At 64.8% G+C, this 14,111-nt stretch carries 11 protein-coding genes; 4 read left to right on the forward strand and 7 right to left on the reverse strand.

What is annotated here, in order from left to right; translation table 11 throughout:
• Window positions 1–142: 142 nt before the first annotated feature.
• Window positions 143–3,037: an aminomethyl-transferring glycine dehydrogenase gene (gene gcvP, locus NFI08_RS18025; protein WP_045991480.1), complete on the forward strand. Its 2,895-nt coding sequence runs from the start codon at window positions 143–145 to the stop codon at window positions 3,035–3,037.
• A gap of 102 nt (window positions 3,038–3,139) precedes the next feature.
• Here the strand turns inward: gcvP and NFI08_RS18030 are convergent, their stop codons facing one another.
• The 5 genes from NFI08_RS18030 to NFI08_RS18050 all read right to left on the reverse strand — a co-directional run bounded on the left by NFI08_RS18030 (window position 3,140) and on the right by NFI08_RS18050 (window position 10,746).
• Window positions 3,140–4,099, reverse strand: coding sequence for an AraC-like ligand-binding domain-containing protein (locus tag NFI08_RS18030; protein WP_349591159.1), 960 nt, complete (start codon window positions 4,097–4,099; stop codon window positions 3,140–3,142).
• Between the two features lie 110 nt (window positions 4,100–4,209).
• Window positions 4,210–6,297 (reverse strand): caprolactamase subunit alpha, encoded by a 2,088-nt coding sequence (gene capA / locus NFI08_RS18035; RefSeq protein ID WP_349591161.1) that lies wholly within the window; start codon window positions 6,295–6,297, stop codon window positions 4,210–4,212.
• Between the two features lie 9 nt (window positions 6,298–6,306).
• Window positions 6,307–8,052 carry a caprolactamase subunit beta gene (capB, locus tag NFI08_RS18040; RefSeq protein ID WP_349591163.1) on the reverse strand — a complete coding sequence of 582 codons (1,746 nt, stop codon included), beginning with the start codon at window positions 8,050–8,052 and terminating at the stop codon, window positions 6,307–6,309.
• A 223-nt stretch (window positions 8,053–8,275) separates the two neighbouring features.
• Entirely contained in the window at window positions 8,276–9,604 is a 1,329-nt protein-coding gene (locus NFI08_RS18045; RefSeq protein WP_349591164.1) for a purine-cytosine permease family protein, read from the reverse strand.
• Window positions 9,605–9,828: 224 nt separating this feature from the next.
• The gene (locus tag NFI08_RS18050; RefSeq protein ID WP_108447994.1) at window positions 9,829–10,746 is read right to left on the reverse strand and encodes a LysR family transcriptional regulator; all 918 of its coding nucleotides are present in this window, start codon (window positions 10,744–10,746) and stop codon (window positions 9,829–9,831) included.
• A gap of 193 nt (window positions 10,747–10,939) precedes the next feature.
• Here NFI08_RS18050 and NFI08_RS18055 point away from each other — a divergent pair, with 193 nt between their 5' ends.
• Both NFI08_RS18055 and ppnN read left to right on the forward strand, forming a co-directional pair.
• On the forward strand, window positions 10,940–11,278 hold the full coding sequence (locus NFI08_RS18055) for a YfcL family protein (RefSeq protein ID WP_108447898.1): 339 nt from the start codon (window positions 10,940–10,942) through the stop codon (window positions 11,276–11,278).
• Between the two features lie 26 nt (window positions 11,279–11,304).
• Window positions 11,305–12,678, forward strand: a complete 1,374-nt coding sequence (gene ppnN / locus NFI08_RS18060; RefSeq protein ID WP_108447897.1) for a nucleotide 5'-monophosphate nucleosidase PpnN — start codon at window positions 11,305–11,307, stop codon at window positions 12,676–12,678.
• Window positions 12,679–12,817: 139 nt separating this feature from the next.
• Here ppnN and NFI08_RS18065 read toward each other — a convergent pair whose 3' ends face one another.
• Window positions 12,818–13,186, reverse strand: a complete 369-nt coding sequence (locus NFI08_RS18065) for a hypothetical protein (RefSeq protein ID WP_045991487.1) — start codon at window positions 13,184–13,186, stop codon at window positions 12,818–12,820.
• Entirely contained in the window at window positions 13,186–13,650 is a 465-nt protein-coding gene (locus NFI08_RS18070; RefSeq protein WP_108447896.1) for a flavodoxin domain-containing protein, read from the reverse strand. Before NFI08_RS18070 ends, NFI08_RS18065 begins: the two co-directional genes overlap by 1 nt.
• A 152-nt stretch (window positions 13,651–13,802) precedes the next feature.
• Between NFI08_RS18070 and NFI08_RS18075 the strand changes: the two genes are divergently transcribed.
• On the forward strand, window positions 13,803–14,009 hold the full coding sequence (locus NFI08_RS18075) for a DUF2788 domain-containing protein (protein WP_045991489.1): 207 nt from the start codon (window positions 13,803–13,805) through the stop codon (window positions 14,007–14,009).
• Window positions 14,010–14,111: the final 102 nt, after the last annotated feature.

Consider the following 14,111-nt stretch of genomic DNA (forward strand, 5'->3'; position numbering starts at 1 on the left):
GGCCTCTGTGACCCGCGCCACCAGGGGGAGCCACTCTCTCCCCTCGCCGGGGCCATGTGGCCCCGGCCAACGCGCCCGCCACCACGCGAGGCAACCCGTTATTCATCCGGATCTTCGGGGTCCGTCACACTCAAGGTGTTCCATGGCTTTCGATACACGTCGCCTGGCCGAACTGGCCGATCACGATGCCTTTCTCCGTCGTCACAATGGTCCCGATGGGGACGACAGGGCCAAGATGCTGTCGGCCCTGGGTGTCGAAGGCGTGGAGTCCTTGATCGACAAGACGGTGCCCGCCAACATCCGCCTGGGCCGTGAGCTCGATCTGGATCCCCCCAAGGCCGAAGCCGAGGCGCTGGACTACCTGTATCGTCTGGCCCGCCAGAACAAGGTCGCCCGCAGCTACATTGGCCAGGGCTACTACGACACCCACCTGCCGGCGGTCATTCAGCGCAACGTGCTGGAAAACCCGGGCTGGTACACCGCCTACACCCCCTATCAGCCCGAGATCTCCCAGGGCCGTCTGGAAGGCCTGCTGAACTTCCAGCAGATGGTGATGGACCTGACCGGGATGGAATTGGCCAACGCCTCGCTGCTGGATGAAGCCACCGCCGCCGCCGAGGCCATGGCGCTGTGCCGGCGCTCCAACAAGAAGGCCAAGACCAATGCCTTCTTCGTTGCCGACGATGTCTTCCCCCAGACCCTGGACGTGCTCAAGACCCGCGCCTCCTGGTTCGGCTACGAGATCGTCATCGCCCCGGCGGAAGAACTCGCAAGCCATGACGTCTTCGGCGCACTGCTGCAGTACCCCGGCAATGACGGCCGCGTCCACGACCTGGCGCCGCTGATCGCCGAGGCCAAGAAACGCGGCGTGATGACCTGCGTTGCCACCGACCTGATGGCCCTGGTCCTGCTCAAGGAGCCCGGCGCCATGGGCGCCGATATCGTGGTCGGCTCGAGCCAGCGTTTCGGCGTGCCGATGGGCTTCGGTGGCCCCCACGCTGCCTTCTTCGCCACCACCGACAAGCTCAAGCGCTCGATCCCCGGCCGTATCATCGGGGTGTCGAAGGATGCCCGCGGCAACACCGCCCTGCGCATGGCTATGCAGACCCGCGAGCAGCATATCCGTCGCGAGAAGGCCACCTCCAACATCTGCACCGCCCAGGCGCTGCTGGCCAACATCGCCGGCTTCTACGCGGTGTATCACGGCGCCGAGGGCCTGCGCACCATCGCCGGGCGCATCCATCGGCTGACCACCATCCTGGCCACCGGCCTGGCCCAGAAAGGCGTCAGCCTGGCCAACGACAGCTACTTCGACACCCTGCGTCTGACCGGGGTCGATCGCGGCAAGATCCACGGTCGTGCCATGACCCACGAGATCAACCTGCGCTACTTCGACAATGGCGACGTAGGTGTCAGTCTCGACGAGACCACCACCGCCCACGATCTGGACGCACTGTTCGACGTGTTGCTTGGCGAGGAGCACGGCCTTGGCGTGCGCGAACTCGATGACGGCATCCTCGAGTCCCAGGCCAGCGGCATTCCCGCCGCCTGCCGACGCGAGAGCGACTTCCTTGAGCACCCGACCTTCCAGCGCTATCGCAGCGAAACCGAGATGCTGCGCTACCTCAAGCGCCTGGAGAACAAGGACCTGTCGCTGGCCCACGCGATGATTCCGCTGGGCTCCTGCACCATGAAGCTCAACGCCACCACCGAGATGATGCCGATCACCTGGCCGGAGTTCGCCCGCATCCATCCCTTCGCACCGAAGGATCAGGTCGCCGGCTATCGCCAGATGATCGACGAACTGGCGGCCTTCCTGGTGGAGATCACCGGCTACGACCATATCTCGATGCAGCCCAACTCCGGCGCCCAGGGCGAATACGCAGGTCTGCTGGCGATCCGTCGCTACCAGGCGGCCCAGGGCGAGGGCCACCGTGACGTCTGCCTGATCCCCAGCTCGGCCCACGGCACCAACCCGGCCTCCGCTGCCATGTGCAGCATGCGCGTGGTGGTGGTGGAGTGCGACGAGGACGGCAACATCGACCTGGCCGACCTCAAGGCCAAGGCCGAGCAGCACTCACAGGCGCTGTCCGCGATCATGCTCACCTACCCGTCCACCCACGGGGTGTTCGAGGAAGGAGTGCGCGAGGCCTGCGACATCGTCCACGCCAACGGTGGTCAGGTGTACATCGACGGCGCCAACATGAATGCTCAGGTCGGCGTGGCACGTCCGGGTGACTTCGGCGGCGACGTCAGCCACCTCAACCTGCACAAGACCTTCTGTATCCCCCACGGCGGTGGTGGCCCCGGCATGGGCCCGATCGGTGTCAAGGCGCACCTGGCGCCCCATGTGGCCAACCACAGCGTGACCCCGATCGACGGCGTCGAAGAGGACTCCGGCGCGGTGTCCGCGGCGGCCTTCGGCTCGGCCTCGATCCTGCCGATCTCCTGGGCCTACATCAAGATGATGGGCGCACGCGGCCTGCGCGAAGCCACCGAGCTTGCCATCCTCGGCGCCAACTACATTGCCACTCGCCTCGAAGCGCACTATCCAGTGCTCTACAAGGGCCAGAACGGCACCGTGGCCCACGAGTGCATCATCGACATCCGTCCGCTCAAGGCGGCCTCCGGCATCAGCGAGGAAGACATCGCCAAGCGCCTGATGGACTACGGCTTCCACGCCCCCACCATGTCCTTCCCGGTGGCCGGCACCCTGATGATCGAGCCCACCGAGTCGGAGTCGCTCTATGAGCTGGACCGCTTCTGTGACGCCATGATCGGCATCCGCGAGGAGATCGCCCGGGTCGAGAGCGGCGAGTGGAGCCTGGAGGACAACCCTCTGGTGAAGGCCCCGCACACCATGGCCGACCTGATGGACGCGGACTGGAACCGGGGCTACTCCCGCGAGATCGGCGCCTTCCCCTCCGAGGCGGTCAAGGGCGCCAAGTACTGGCCGGCGGTCAACCGGGTCGACAACGTGCTGGGCGATCGTCAGCTGATCTGCTCCTGCCCGAGCATCGACGAATACCGCGACTGAGCGCCCACAACGCTCCTGCGGTGACAGACAACGACGCGGCCCAAGGGCCGCGTCGTTGCGTCTGCTGTCTATCCTTGTTTCGGAGCTTGTCGAAGGCGGGCTTCAGCCGTCCCCCTGGCCATTTCGATGACGATGACGTATCTCGCTGGCCGAGCAATCGAAACGGCGTCGAAAGGCACGGCAGAACTGCGCCTGGTCGCTGAACCCCCAGCGGTAGGCGATCTCACCGATGCTCACCCCTTCCGCCAGATCGCACAGGTCCCGACGTGCGGCCTCGAGCCGCTGCATGCGAATCCAGTCGTTGACCGAGTGGCCGGTCTCGGACAGCAACTTGTGCAGATAGCGCAGCGAAATGCCGCATCCCTCCGCCACCATTGACGGCCCCAGTTCCGGGTCGCCAAGGCGGGCCGAGATAAATCGCTCGATCCGCATCAGGTGGGCGCTTTTCAACTGGGACTGGTCGCTGACCAACACCCGGTCATCCTTCTCCAGCACCAGCGATAGCATCGACAGCGCCTGCTCGAACAGGCGCTGACGCTCATCGCGGGAGCACTCATCGAAGCGACTGGCACAGATCGCCAGAAACTCGACGAAGGCCCGTCCCATGCCAGTGTTCGCCTCGAAGCAGTGCTGAGCGTAGCGCTCGACACCGCGCACCCGATGCTTCATCGAGGCATCCGGCACCTTGAACACCCACATGGCATTGGCCTGCTCGTAGCCGAAGCGATAGGGCAGATCCCCTCGCTCGACCAGAAACTGCCCCGGCTCGCAACGCAGCGAACGTCCACCCTGCTCGAAGAACACCTCGGCACGTTGGGGGATGGTCACCAGGAAAGAACTCTCGGGATCGGCGGCGATCTGCGCCTGGTCGCGGGAATACACTAGACCGTCGGAACTCAGGCGTGACAGCGAGAAATCCCGGTCGTCGGTCTTCCACACCTTGAGATCGCCACGAAACGGCGCGTTTTCGTCGCGATAGCTCAGGCTCAGGGGAAAGTAGGTGTCGGAGATCCAGCGCGACCAGCGCGCCCTGGTATCCTGTGTCGTGACCATGTCACTCATGCCAACCTCCTCGGCACTCGTGCCTCTCGTTATTGTTGTTGCGGTCTGGTGTGGCTGTCTTGTGGCGCAGAACCCGAGATCGATCCTGCCGACCCCGGGAAACCGTCGCCTCAGCCGTCGATCGGGCTGAGCACATAGCTTGCAGTGCTCGACAGGGTCGCCTTCCAACCGGGTGGCAGCACGATATTGGTGGTGGCCTCCTGGATGACCGCTGGCCCTGTCACCTCATGCCGGGGGTCCAGTGCCTCGCCGTCGTAGACCGGCGTGGGCACGGGTTCGCCTTCACCGTCGAACAGCATATCACGGCGACCCAGCAGCGCCGCCTCAAGCTCGCCCCCTCGGGCCTCCAGGGTCGGCATGGTCGGCGGTTCCACCTCACCGATCACCGAGCACTCCAGGTTGACCAGCTCCACCTCGCTGTCCGGCTCGCAGTAGGAATAGAGCGCCTCATGGCGAGCGTGGAAGGCGTCGCGCAGCGCGCGCCAGCCGGCCTCATCGAATTCTCCGCGCTCGCTCTCGACCGTACACTCGTGGATCTGGCCCCGATAGCGGATCTCGAAGCGATAACGGCAGACAATGGCGTTATCCTCGAAGCCATCACGCCTGAGCTCAGCGACGCCTTCATCGCGCAACTCGGCAAGGCGCCGGTTGACCCGCGCGCGGTGCTCCGGGTCGTCATCCAGTGGCAGCACCAGCGAGGTCAGCCGCTCATGCTGGACATTGGAGATGATCTGGCCGAAGGCGCAGAGTCCTGAGGCCACCTTGGGCACCAGCACCTGGCGCACGCCGATCTCCTCGGCCAGGCGCACCAGATGCATGCCGGCCGCGCCACCGGCGCCGATCAGGGTGAAGTCGCGGGGATCGTAACCCTGCTCCACCGATACCCGGCGAATGCCATTGACCATGTTCAGGTTGACCAGGGTGCAGATGCCGAAGGCCGCACGCTCGACGCTGATGCCCAGTGGCTCGGCGATCCTTTCGCGGATCGCCGCCACCGCCGCTTCGCGGTCGAGACGCACGGTACCGCCGAGCACCGCTTCGGGATCGAGGTACCCAAGCACCAGGTTGGCGTCGGTGACGGTGGGTTCGCGCCCGCCCTTGCCGTAGCACACCGGCCCCGGCGAGGCGCCGGCGCTGCGCGGCCCCACCTGCAGCATGCCCTGTTCGTTGAGGTGGGCGATGGAGCCACCGCCGGCCCCCAGGGTCTCGACCTGGATCATCGGCACCCCGATGCGCTGGCGCAGGAAGTCCACATCCTTGCTGTAGTTGGTCTGGCCACCCCGAGTCAGGGTGATGTCGAAGGAGGTGCCGCCCATGTCCACGGTGATGACGTTGTCGACACCGAGCGGCCCGGCCATGTAAAGCCCGGCCTGGGGCGCCGAGGCCGGGCCCGAGTTGATCGCCGCCACGGCCTTCTCGCGCATCACCTTACCCAGCGCCAGCCCGCCGTTGGACTGGAAGTACTGTACCGGCTGGCGAGCGCCCAGTTCCTCGAACAGGGCGTCGATGCGCGAGACATAGCGCTGCATCACCGGGCTCAGATAGGCGTTGACCACGGTGGTCGAGGTGCGGGTGTATTCGCGCACCTGGGGATAGACCTCACTGCCGCAGCAGACGAAGGTGTCAGGCATCAGCTCTCGCACGATGGCCAGGGCGCGCTGCTCGTGGTCGGTGTTGGCCACCGACCACAGAAACGAGATCGCCACCGCGTCCACCCCTTCACGCTTGAACAGCGCCACGGCGTCACGAATCGCCTCCTCGTCCAGCGGCTGACGCTCGCTGCCGTCGGCCAGCATGCGACCGCCGATCGGCCGGCGAAGATAGCGCGGCACCAGCATATGCGCCGGGGGATACTCAGGATCATAGCGATAGCCGTCTTCCTTGTGACCGAGGCGGATCTCCAGGCTGTCTTCATGGCCCTCGGTGCACAGCAGGCCAACCTTGGCGCCCTGACGCTCGATCAGGGCGTTGAGCGCCACCGTGGTGCCGTTGATGCAGAGATCGGCATTGGCCACCACCTCACTGGCGGGACGCCCCAGCGCATCGGCGATCTGGGCAAGGCCTGCGCGGATCGCCTGGGTGCCATCCTCAGGGGTGGAGGGGCTCTTGAACAGGCTGACGCCCTTGCCCCGCTCTGCCAGGATGAAGTCGGTAAAGGTGCCGCCGGCGTCGATACCGAGTCGATAGATTGCGGTCATGGGAATCTCCTAGCGTGTCTGGCGCAGTTGACGGGTGGCGGACTCATCCAGGCGCAGCTGGTCATCGACCACTACCCCGTAGTCCTGACGGGCGCCCTCACGGGACACCAGACCATCGCGGACGTCGCCGGCAACCTCCTGCGGCGGTCGTGTCCAGGGATCACCGAAGCCACCGCCACCAGGATTGACGTTGATGACCCGCTCGCCGGGTTCGATGGTCAACAGCGCATTGCGGTCATAGACCGTCTCGCTGCCGTCTCCGTGCCGATGCACCAGCCGCCCGAGCTTGGGCTCGACCAGGGCATTGCGCGCACCGCCTGCGCCAGCAGTGGCGTACTGTCGTCCCTCGCCGAAGGCCACCGCCGTCATGGCGTGGTCCAGCGGCTCGATTTCCAGCCAGGTCCCGGAACCGCCGCGCCGCTCTCCCGCGCCGCAACTGTCGGTCACCAGACCATAGCGATGAATCAGGATCGGATAGGAGGTCTCGAGCAGCTCGATGTCACCGGACATCAGCGCACCGAAGCAACACAGCGGGCCCCGTGAGTGCCAGCCGTCCATGGTCCGGGTGGCACCGGCGCCGGAGATGATCGACGCCAGCACCATGGTCACGTACTGCTCGTTGCCATGACGTGGGTCGAAACCGGCGATATTGATGCCGCTGGCGTGCCCCCAGGACGCGCTGACCCGCTCGGGCGCCGCCTGCTCGAAGGCCAGGCGTACCGCATCGGTCAAGGTCTCCATGGGCGTGGTGGTGCAGTTGGCGTGGGGTGCCGGCTCGCTGGCGTTGCACAGGGTGCCGGGCGGGCCCATATCGACGCTCAGGCAACGATAGAGCCCCTCGTTGTAGGGTGGCGGCAGCTGGGCAAACATCATCAGCCCCAGCAGCACGCCGGACATCGAGTTGCCCTCGTAGGAATTGATGAAGTAAGGCACCTGAGGGGGGCTGTCGATACGAATGGCCACTTCGTCACCCTCAATCTTCACATGGGCGGTGATCTCGAGATCGCCAAGCCCATGGCCGGAATCCTCCAGCACGGCGGTGCCGCTGTACTCGCCGTCGGCCACCTCGGCGATCAAACTGCGCATCTGGCGGTCCGCCATCGCCTTGAGCTCTGCTATCGCCGCCTTGACGGTGTCCACACCGTAGCGCTCGAGCAGTCGCAGCAGGTGACGCTCGCCGACGCCGCAGGCACCGTATTGGGCATTGAGATCTCCTTCCTGATGCTCACGGGCACGCATGTTGGTCAACAGCAGGTTGATCACGTCTTCGCGACGGCGCCCCTTCTCCCACAGCTTGACCGGGGGAATCCTCAGACCCTCGGCGTAGATCTCCTTGGCGTCGGGGTTGTAGCCCGCCGGGACCGGGCCGCCGATATCCGTCAGGTGGCCCTTGCACACCGTCCAGAACACCAGCTCACCCTCGAAGAACACCGGCTTGTACATGCAGCAGTCGATGATATGACTGCCCTTGTAGGCCGGGTCGTTGTGGTAGACGACGTCTCCGGGCGCGATGTCCTCGCCGTAGAAGCCGGCCACCGCCTTCATGGCGGGAATCAACGAACCCAGATGTATCGGGATGTCCTGGCCCTGCAGGATCATTTCGGGTACGGCATCGAACAGGGCGTTGGAATAGTCATGGGCCAGATTGAAGACGCTGGATCGTCCGGTCTTTTCCAGCGTCAGGGTCATCTCGCGCTGCGCCGTCTCCAGCGCTCCCCGGACGACCGCCAGGGTAATGGGATCCACAGTTGTCATGGTCACTCCGCGCTCTTGTGGTTGTTGGAGTCGAAGCGGTGTGCCGCTCCTCATCGTCATCTTCTCGCCGACGGCCATGCAGGGATTGGCGTTGAAGGAGACAGGAGTTGACGCTGAGTGCACTGGAGGGTGGGCTGGCGGCAAATGCACAGGGTCCGCGCCTGCGGAGGGAAACTCCGAGCGCGGACCTTCGTCGCCTGGGCACCGGGGGCCCTTGTGCAGGTCAATCCCGGGACGGCGACAATCCAGCGACGTCGATGGAACCGCCTGGCAGCAAGCGTGACAGGGTGAAGGCCAGCAGGAAGGTGGCCGGAGCCGAGAAGCTGGCGAGGGTCGGCTGGTGCATCAGCACCACCCCGGCCAGGCAGGCGCCAGCCCAGGCGCCGAGCCCCGCCAACCGGTAGACCGGCTCGTCTTCCTCGACACTGGCAGGTGCAGTGTCACGAGCGGCGCGGGACAGGATATGACTCAGCGCAACTCCGACCCAGGCGACCACAAAGATGCCTTGATAGGCCAAGGCGGTCAGCAGATAGCCGAACACATCGGCCGACATCAGCGCCCAGGCCAGGGCCGCCACCAGTGCCATGGCCAGTCCATAGCACGCCTTGCCCGCGCGCCATTGTCCCAGCAGGCTGGCGAGGTTGGAGGTAGCGAGGAAGTAGTTGGCGGTATTGATGCGGCTCTGGGTCACCCACACCAGCACAAGACCCGCCAGCCCCATCAGCTCCAGCAGGCCCATGACGATGGCCGCCTCGGAGAGCCCTGCCGTGGGCAGGGTGGCGTCCAGCAGGATGCCCACCACGGCGCTGAAGCCGAAGGCCAGCGCGTAGAACGGCAGGCCGAAGGTGATGCGAGCGTGGAAGCGACGATCGCGGTCCTTGCCGAAACGGGCGTAGTCGAAGGTGAACATCATCAGCACCCAGATACCCATGTAGTAGGTGAAGGTGTGCCACCAGCCGAAGGCCGGGGCGCCACCTTCAGGCACCCGGGTCAGCCAGCCCTCGGGATAGCCGTATCCATCAATGGCCAGCCACACTGCCGCCAGCATGCCCAGCAGATAGACCGGCAACAGCCAGGCGTTGAAACGGTCCAGGAAGCGCTGGACGCCGGCGCCGATCAGGGCGATGCCGACGATCACCACGACCAGGGTGGTCAGCGCCATCGGCCAGCCACTCTGGTGGCTCAGCGCCAGGGCCATCACGTAGCCTTCGAAGACGGCGTAGTACAGCGCCGTGGCAAAGAAGATCAGGGTCGCCACCAGGGCTCCCAGGCGACCGAAAAGGGTACGGGAAAACTCGGCAACGGTGAGACCGGTACGCTGGGCGAAACGGCTCAGTACCGCGTTGATGGCGCTGTACACCAGGATGCTCATGACGATCCCGATCAGCGCATTGGCGGTGCCATAGCTTCTGGCCATGGCCGCCGCCACGACCAGATAGAAGATGGCGCTGAGCACAGCCCACCAGGCCATCATCAGGCTTGAGCGGGACATCCGGTCAGCGTCTTCCTGCGCCTCGCTTGGGCGGTGTTCAGTGATGGGGGGACTAGCCATGGTGATTTCCTCTTGTTGTTGTCGGCATCCGGATCGGAACGCGGCGAGCTAGTGCACGTCAGACGCCTGTCGGGCGTCGGCGGGCAACTTGCCCGGCGCGGATCACGGCACTGCCAGACTGAAAGGTCACAAGAGAAAAGGCTTGGCGCTCAGCGCCCCGGCGCTTGCGTCACAGGGCACTGACGGAAAACTGGCGGTTGATACAAGGAGGAAGGACTGACACCTCAGCCCTCGGCCTGGCGCCCCTCGGGGTGGCCGAAGCGCTCCAGATGGCGCTGCTCGCGAAAGGCCTCGAGCAGGTGGTGGTAGCGACTGGGGACCCGCGCCCCGCGTCGGCTGACGAGGTAGAGCGTCTCGTCTATGGGGTGGGTCAGGGTCATCTCGCGCACCTGACGTTGCCAGGGCGAGGTCTCGAGCACCAGGCGCGAGACCACGCTGAAGCCAAGGCCACGGGCCACTGCGTCGAGCACCATGCCCACCTCGTTGGTGAAGCCCTGTCGCGGGAAGTGGCTCATGGAGCTGAAGTCGTCGGGAAAATTGGCTCGCAGCAGGCTACCGGCCTTGTCCAGACCATCGGTATAGCTGATGAAGCCGAGCCCCAGCAGGTCATTGAGGCTGGTGCCGGTAAAGTCCGCCGGCACTACCAGGCTCAAGGGTTCGTCGTGCCACGCCTCACACTCGAGATCCGGGTGACGGGTGACCTCGGTGACGATGCCGAGATCGTGCCGACCGGCCAGCACATCGGCCAGGATCTCCTGATGAAAGGCGAAGCAATAGGATACGGTCAGTCCTGGATGCCGCTGCTGCTGGCCCAGGATAAACGGATAGAGCATCAGCCCGATGCTGCCGGGTGACGCCAGCCGACACTCGCCGCTGTCGAGACTCTCGTCGTCGAGAGAATGACGAAATTGTTCATGCTCGGAAAACAGCTTTACCGCGTAGTCGTAAGCGCGGCGGCCGGCCTCGGTCAGGCGGAAGCGGCGCCCCTGGCGCTCCAGCAGCGTCTTGTCCAGATAACGCTCTAGCTTGCGCACGTGCTGGCTCACCCCCGGCTGGGTCATCTCGAGACGCTGAGCGGTACGGGTGAAGCTGCCGGTCTCTACCAGGGTGATGAAGGTGCGGAAGTACAGGGCATTGAACATGGAGTGACGCCAGGGTGATCCGTCCGGATTGCAGGCCAGCGACAAGCCAGGTCATGGCTGCTGCAAACCAAGGCCAATTGAGGAAATGCCCACGCGGTGAACGAGGCCCTTTCCTTGGGTCGGCATAGTCTACCACTTCAGCACGAAGCCCGCAGCGGTGCGCCCTGACGCCCGGCCGTGGTAGCATCGAGCCATGATCGAGCGTTCATTTCACACCACCTTCGACCAAGAGTTCACCACCATGCATGACCCCATCGCCGCCCGTGCCGACGCCATCCATGATGCCCTGATCGACATGGAGCGTGACGCCAGCGCCGAGGAGCTGTTTCCGCTGGGCTATCTGATTCCCCAGATCCCCCTGGTGGTGGACCAGCTGGACTACGACCCGAGCGAAGTCACCAGTGACGATTTCGACGCCGTCTTCCATGAATGGCTGGACGGCGCCTTTGCCCAGGACGGCATGAGCGACGCGGATCAGAGCGCCGTGCGCGCCCTCTTCAATCAGGCGTGTGCCAAGGCCCCTGCGCCCTGACACCCGCCCAGACAAGGAAGCCTTTTATGCCCGAGACCATTTCCACCACGATCTCCCCCGAGGGCAGCCTCGAGATTCTGTCCCAGCACGAGGTCAATCGTCTGCGCGACAGCTCCCAGACCGGCCTGCACGAGATGCTGCGCCGCTGTACGCTGGCGGTGCTCAATTCCGGCAACCCCATGGATGACGGCCTGGCCCTGCTGGAGACCTACCCCAACTTCGATATCGAGCTATTGCAGCAGGACCGCGGGGTACGTCTGAAGCTGACCGATGCCCCCGCCGAGGCCTTCGTCGACGGCCGCATGATTCGCGGCATCCGCGAACATATCTCCAGCGTGCTGCGCGACATCGTCTACGTCTACAACGAGATCCAGAACCAGTCGCGCTTCGACCTGGCCACCGGCGAGGGCACCACCAACGCGGTGTTCCACATCCTGCGCAAGGCCGGCACGCTCAAGCCTAGCCGGGATCCCAGCCTCGTGGTGTGCTGGGGTGGCCACTCGATCTCCCGTGAGGAGTACGAGTACACCAAGGACGTGGGCTACCACCTGGGGCTTCGCGACCTCGACATCTGCACCGGCTGCGGCCCCGGCGCCATGAAGGGACCGATGAAAGGCGCCAACGTCGCCCACGCCAAGCAGCGCCGCTACCCCGGCCGTTACCTGGGGGTGTCGGAGCCCGGCATCATCGCCGCCGAGGCACCGAATCCCATCGTCAACGAACTGGTGGTAATGCCGGATATCGAGAAGCGCCTGGAAGCCTTCGTGCGCCTGGGCCACGGTATCATCGTCTTCCCCGGCGGGGTCGGCACCGCCGAGGAAATCCTCTACCTGCTCGGCATCCTGCTGCACCCGGACAACGCCGACATGGAGTTTCCGGTGGTGTTCACCGGCCCCGCCAGCGCCGCCGAGTACTTCCAGCGAATCGACGAATTCCTGGTCTACACCCTCGGCGAGTCGGTGCGCGAGCTCTATCAGATCATCATCGATGACCCGACCGAGGTGGCCCGCACCATGCGCGCCAACATCGACAAGGTCACCGAGTATCGTCGCGCCCGCCAGGACGCCTTCTACTACAACTGGCGCCTGACCATCGCGCGTAACTTCCAGGAGCCCTTCGTGCCGACCCACGAAGCCATGGCGTCGCTGGCGCTGAACCGTGAACTGCCCAAGCACGAACTGGCCGCCAATCTGCGCCGCGCCTTCTCCGGCATCGTCGCCGGCAATGTCAAGGAACAGGGCATTCGCGCCATCGAGGCCCACGGCCCCTTCCGCCTGCACGCCGAGGCCGACCTGATGGAGAAGCTCGACGCCCTGCTGACGTCCTTCGTCGCCCAGGGTCGCATGAAACTCGCGGGTGACTATGTCCCCTGCTATACCCTGGGCGGCGCTGTCGCCTGATCGCCCTCATCCGTATCCGCAGCACCATAAAAACACATCGCCCCGAGCCGCAAGGCTCGGGGCGATGTGTTTTCTTACTGAACGTGCAGAGCGCATCGGCGCCAACAAGACCGCCGTCACCAGAGCTCCGCCGTAAGGCTCAATCCCGCTTCGAGAACACCAGCACCACGGCGTGCAGCAACAGTCCTGCGGTCGCACCCTGCGAAAGCACCGCCAGACCAAGCGCCATACCATCGACCAGGGTGCTGTAGATCGCCATTACCACCAGGCCCACGACCATGCAGCCCAACAGGGTGAACAGCATGCGTAGAAAGCGCGAGCGTCCTGCGCCATCGAGCAACCGCCACTGAAACAGGCTGGCCAGGGCCAGTACACCGAGCACGATATAGCCCAGCGTCTCGCGAGTATCGAGACCGGCCATCTGGTAGCGCGGCAGGGTCAGCGCCAGCACCAGCATCAGGCCGACCATCAGGCTCAGGCGAGCTGGGCTCGCGATCGCCCTGGCCATCAGGCCACCTTCAGGTTCTGACGGGCAATCCAGCCCTCGACCCAGGGCAGCGCCTCGTCATCGGCCATGAAGGTCTCCATGGCGTCGATCTCGAGTCGGTCGTCGAGGCGTGTTGCGCCCTGTTCCTCTAGCAGCTGGTCCAGGCGGCGCCCGGCGCCGCAGAAGGTTTCTCCGTAGGAGCTGTCGCCCAGGGCGATCAGGCCATAGCGAAGCTGCCTAAGGCCGGGGCTCTTGTCCTGCAACTCACGCACGAAGCTGACGAAATTACCCGGGAAGTCACCGCTGCCGGTGGTGGACACGCAGAACAGCGCCAGATCGGGTGCGTCGTCGGTGACGTCGGCCAGGGTCGGGTTTTCGAGCACCGAAACCTCGTAGCCCGCGTCCTCGAATAACGGCTTGACCTGTTCGGCTACGTCGAGAGCACCACCGTACATGGTGCCAACCAGTATCTTGAGAGTAGGCATGTGATGGAATTACCTGAAAATTTTGGTCGGATTCTAGCACGTAGGCTGGCGCCTGCGCATCCCTCGGGCGCTGCAAGCCGTGTCTGGACCGGATACCATGGCAGGCCAGTTCACACTCCCCCGCCCACCGCCACCACACAAGCGAGAGCCCCATGCGCGAGACCTTCGAGGCTTGGATCACCCCCATCATGATCGGCGGCCTGATCCTGTTCATGTGCTTTATCATCTGGGACCTGGCGAAGCAGTCCAAGGCTGGCCGCTTCGGCACCCTGATGCTGTTCATCGTGCTTGGCGCCGGCATGCTGGGCTACGTGGCAAAGGTCGTCATTACCTGGTATCTGGAAGGCAAGGGGGTCTAGCACCGCTCCTGGAGACACTTGCACTCGTCGACTCTTCCACCAGAGCCTCGGCCTCCAGGTCGACATCGCCAATGTCCATGGCGTCGTTGTCTTACCGATTCT

It is taken from the genome of Halomonas sp. EF61 (genome assembly GCF_040147045.1).
Lineage (GTDB): Bacteria > Pseudomonadota > Gammaproteobacteria > Pseudomonadales > Halomonadaceae > Halomonas > Halomonas litopenaei.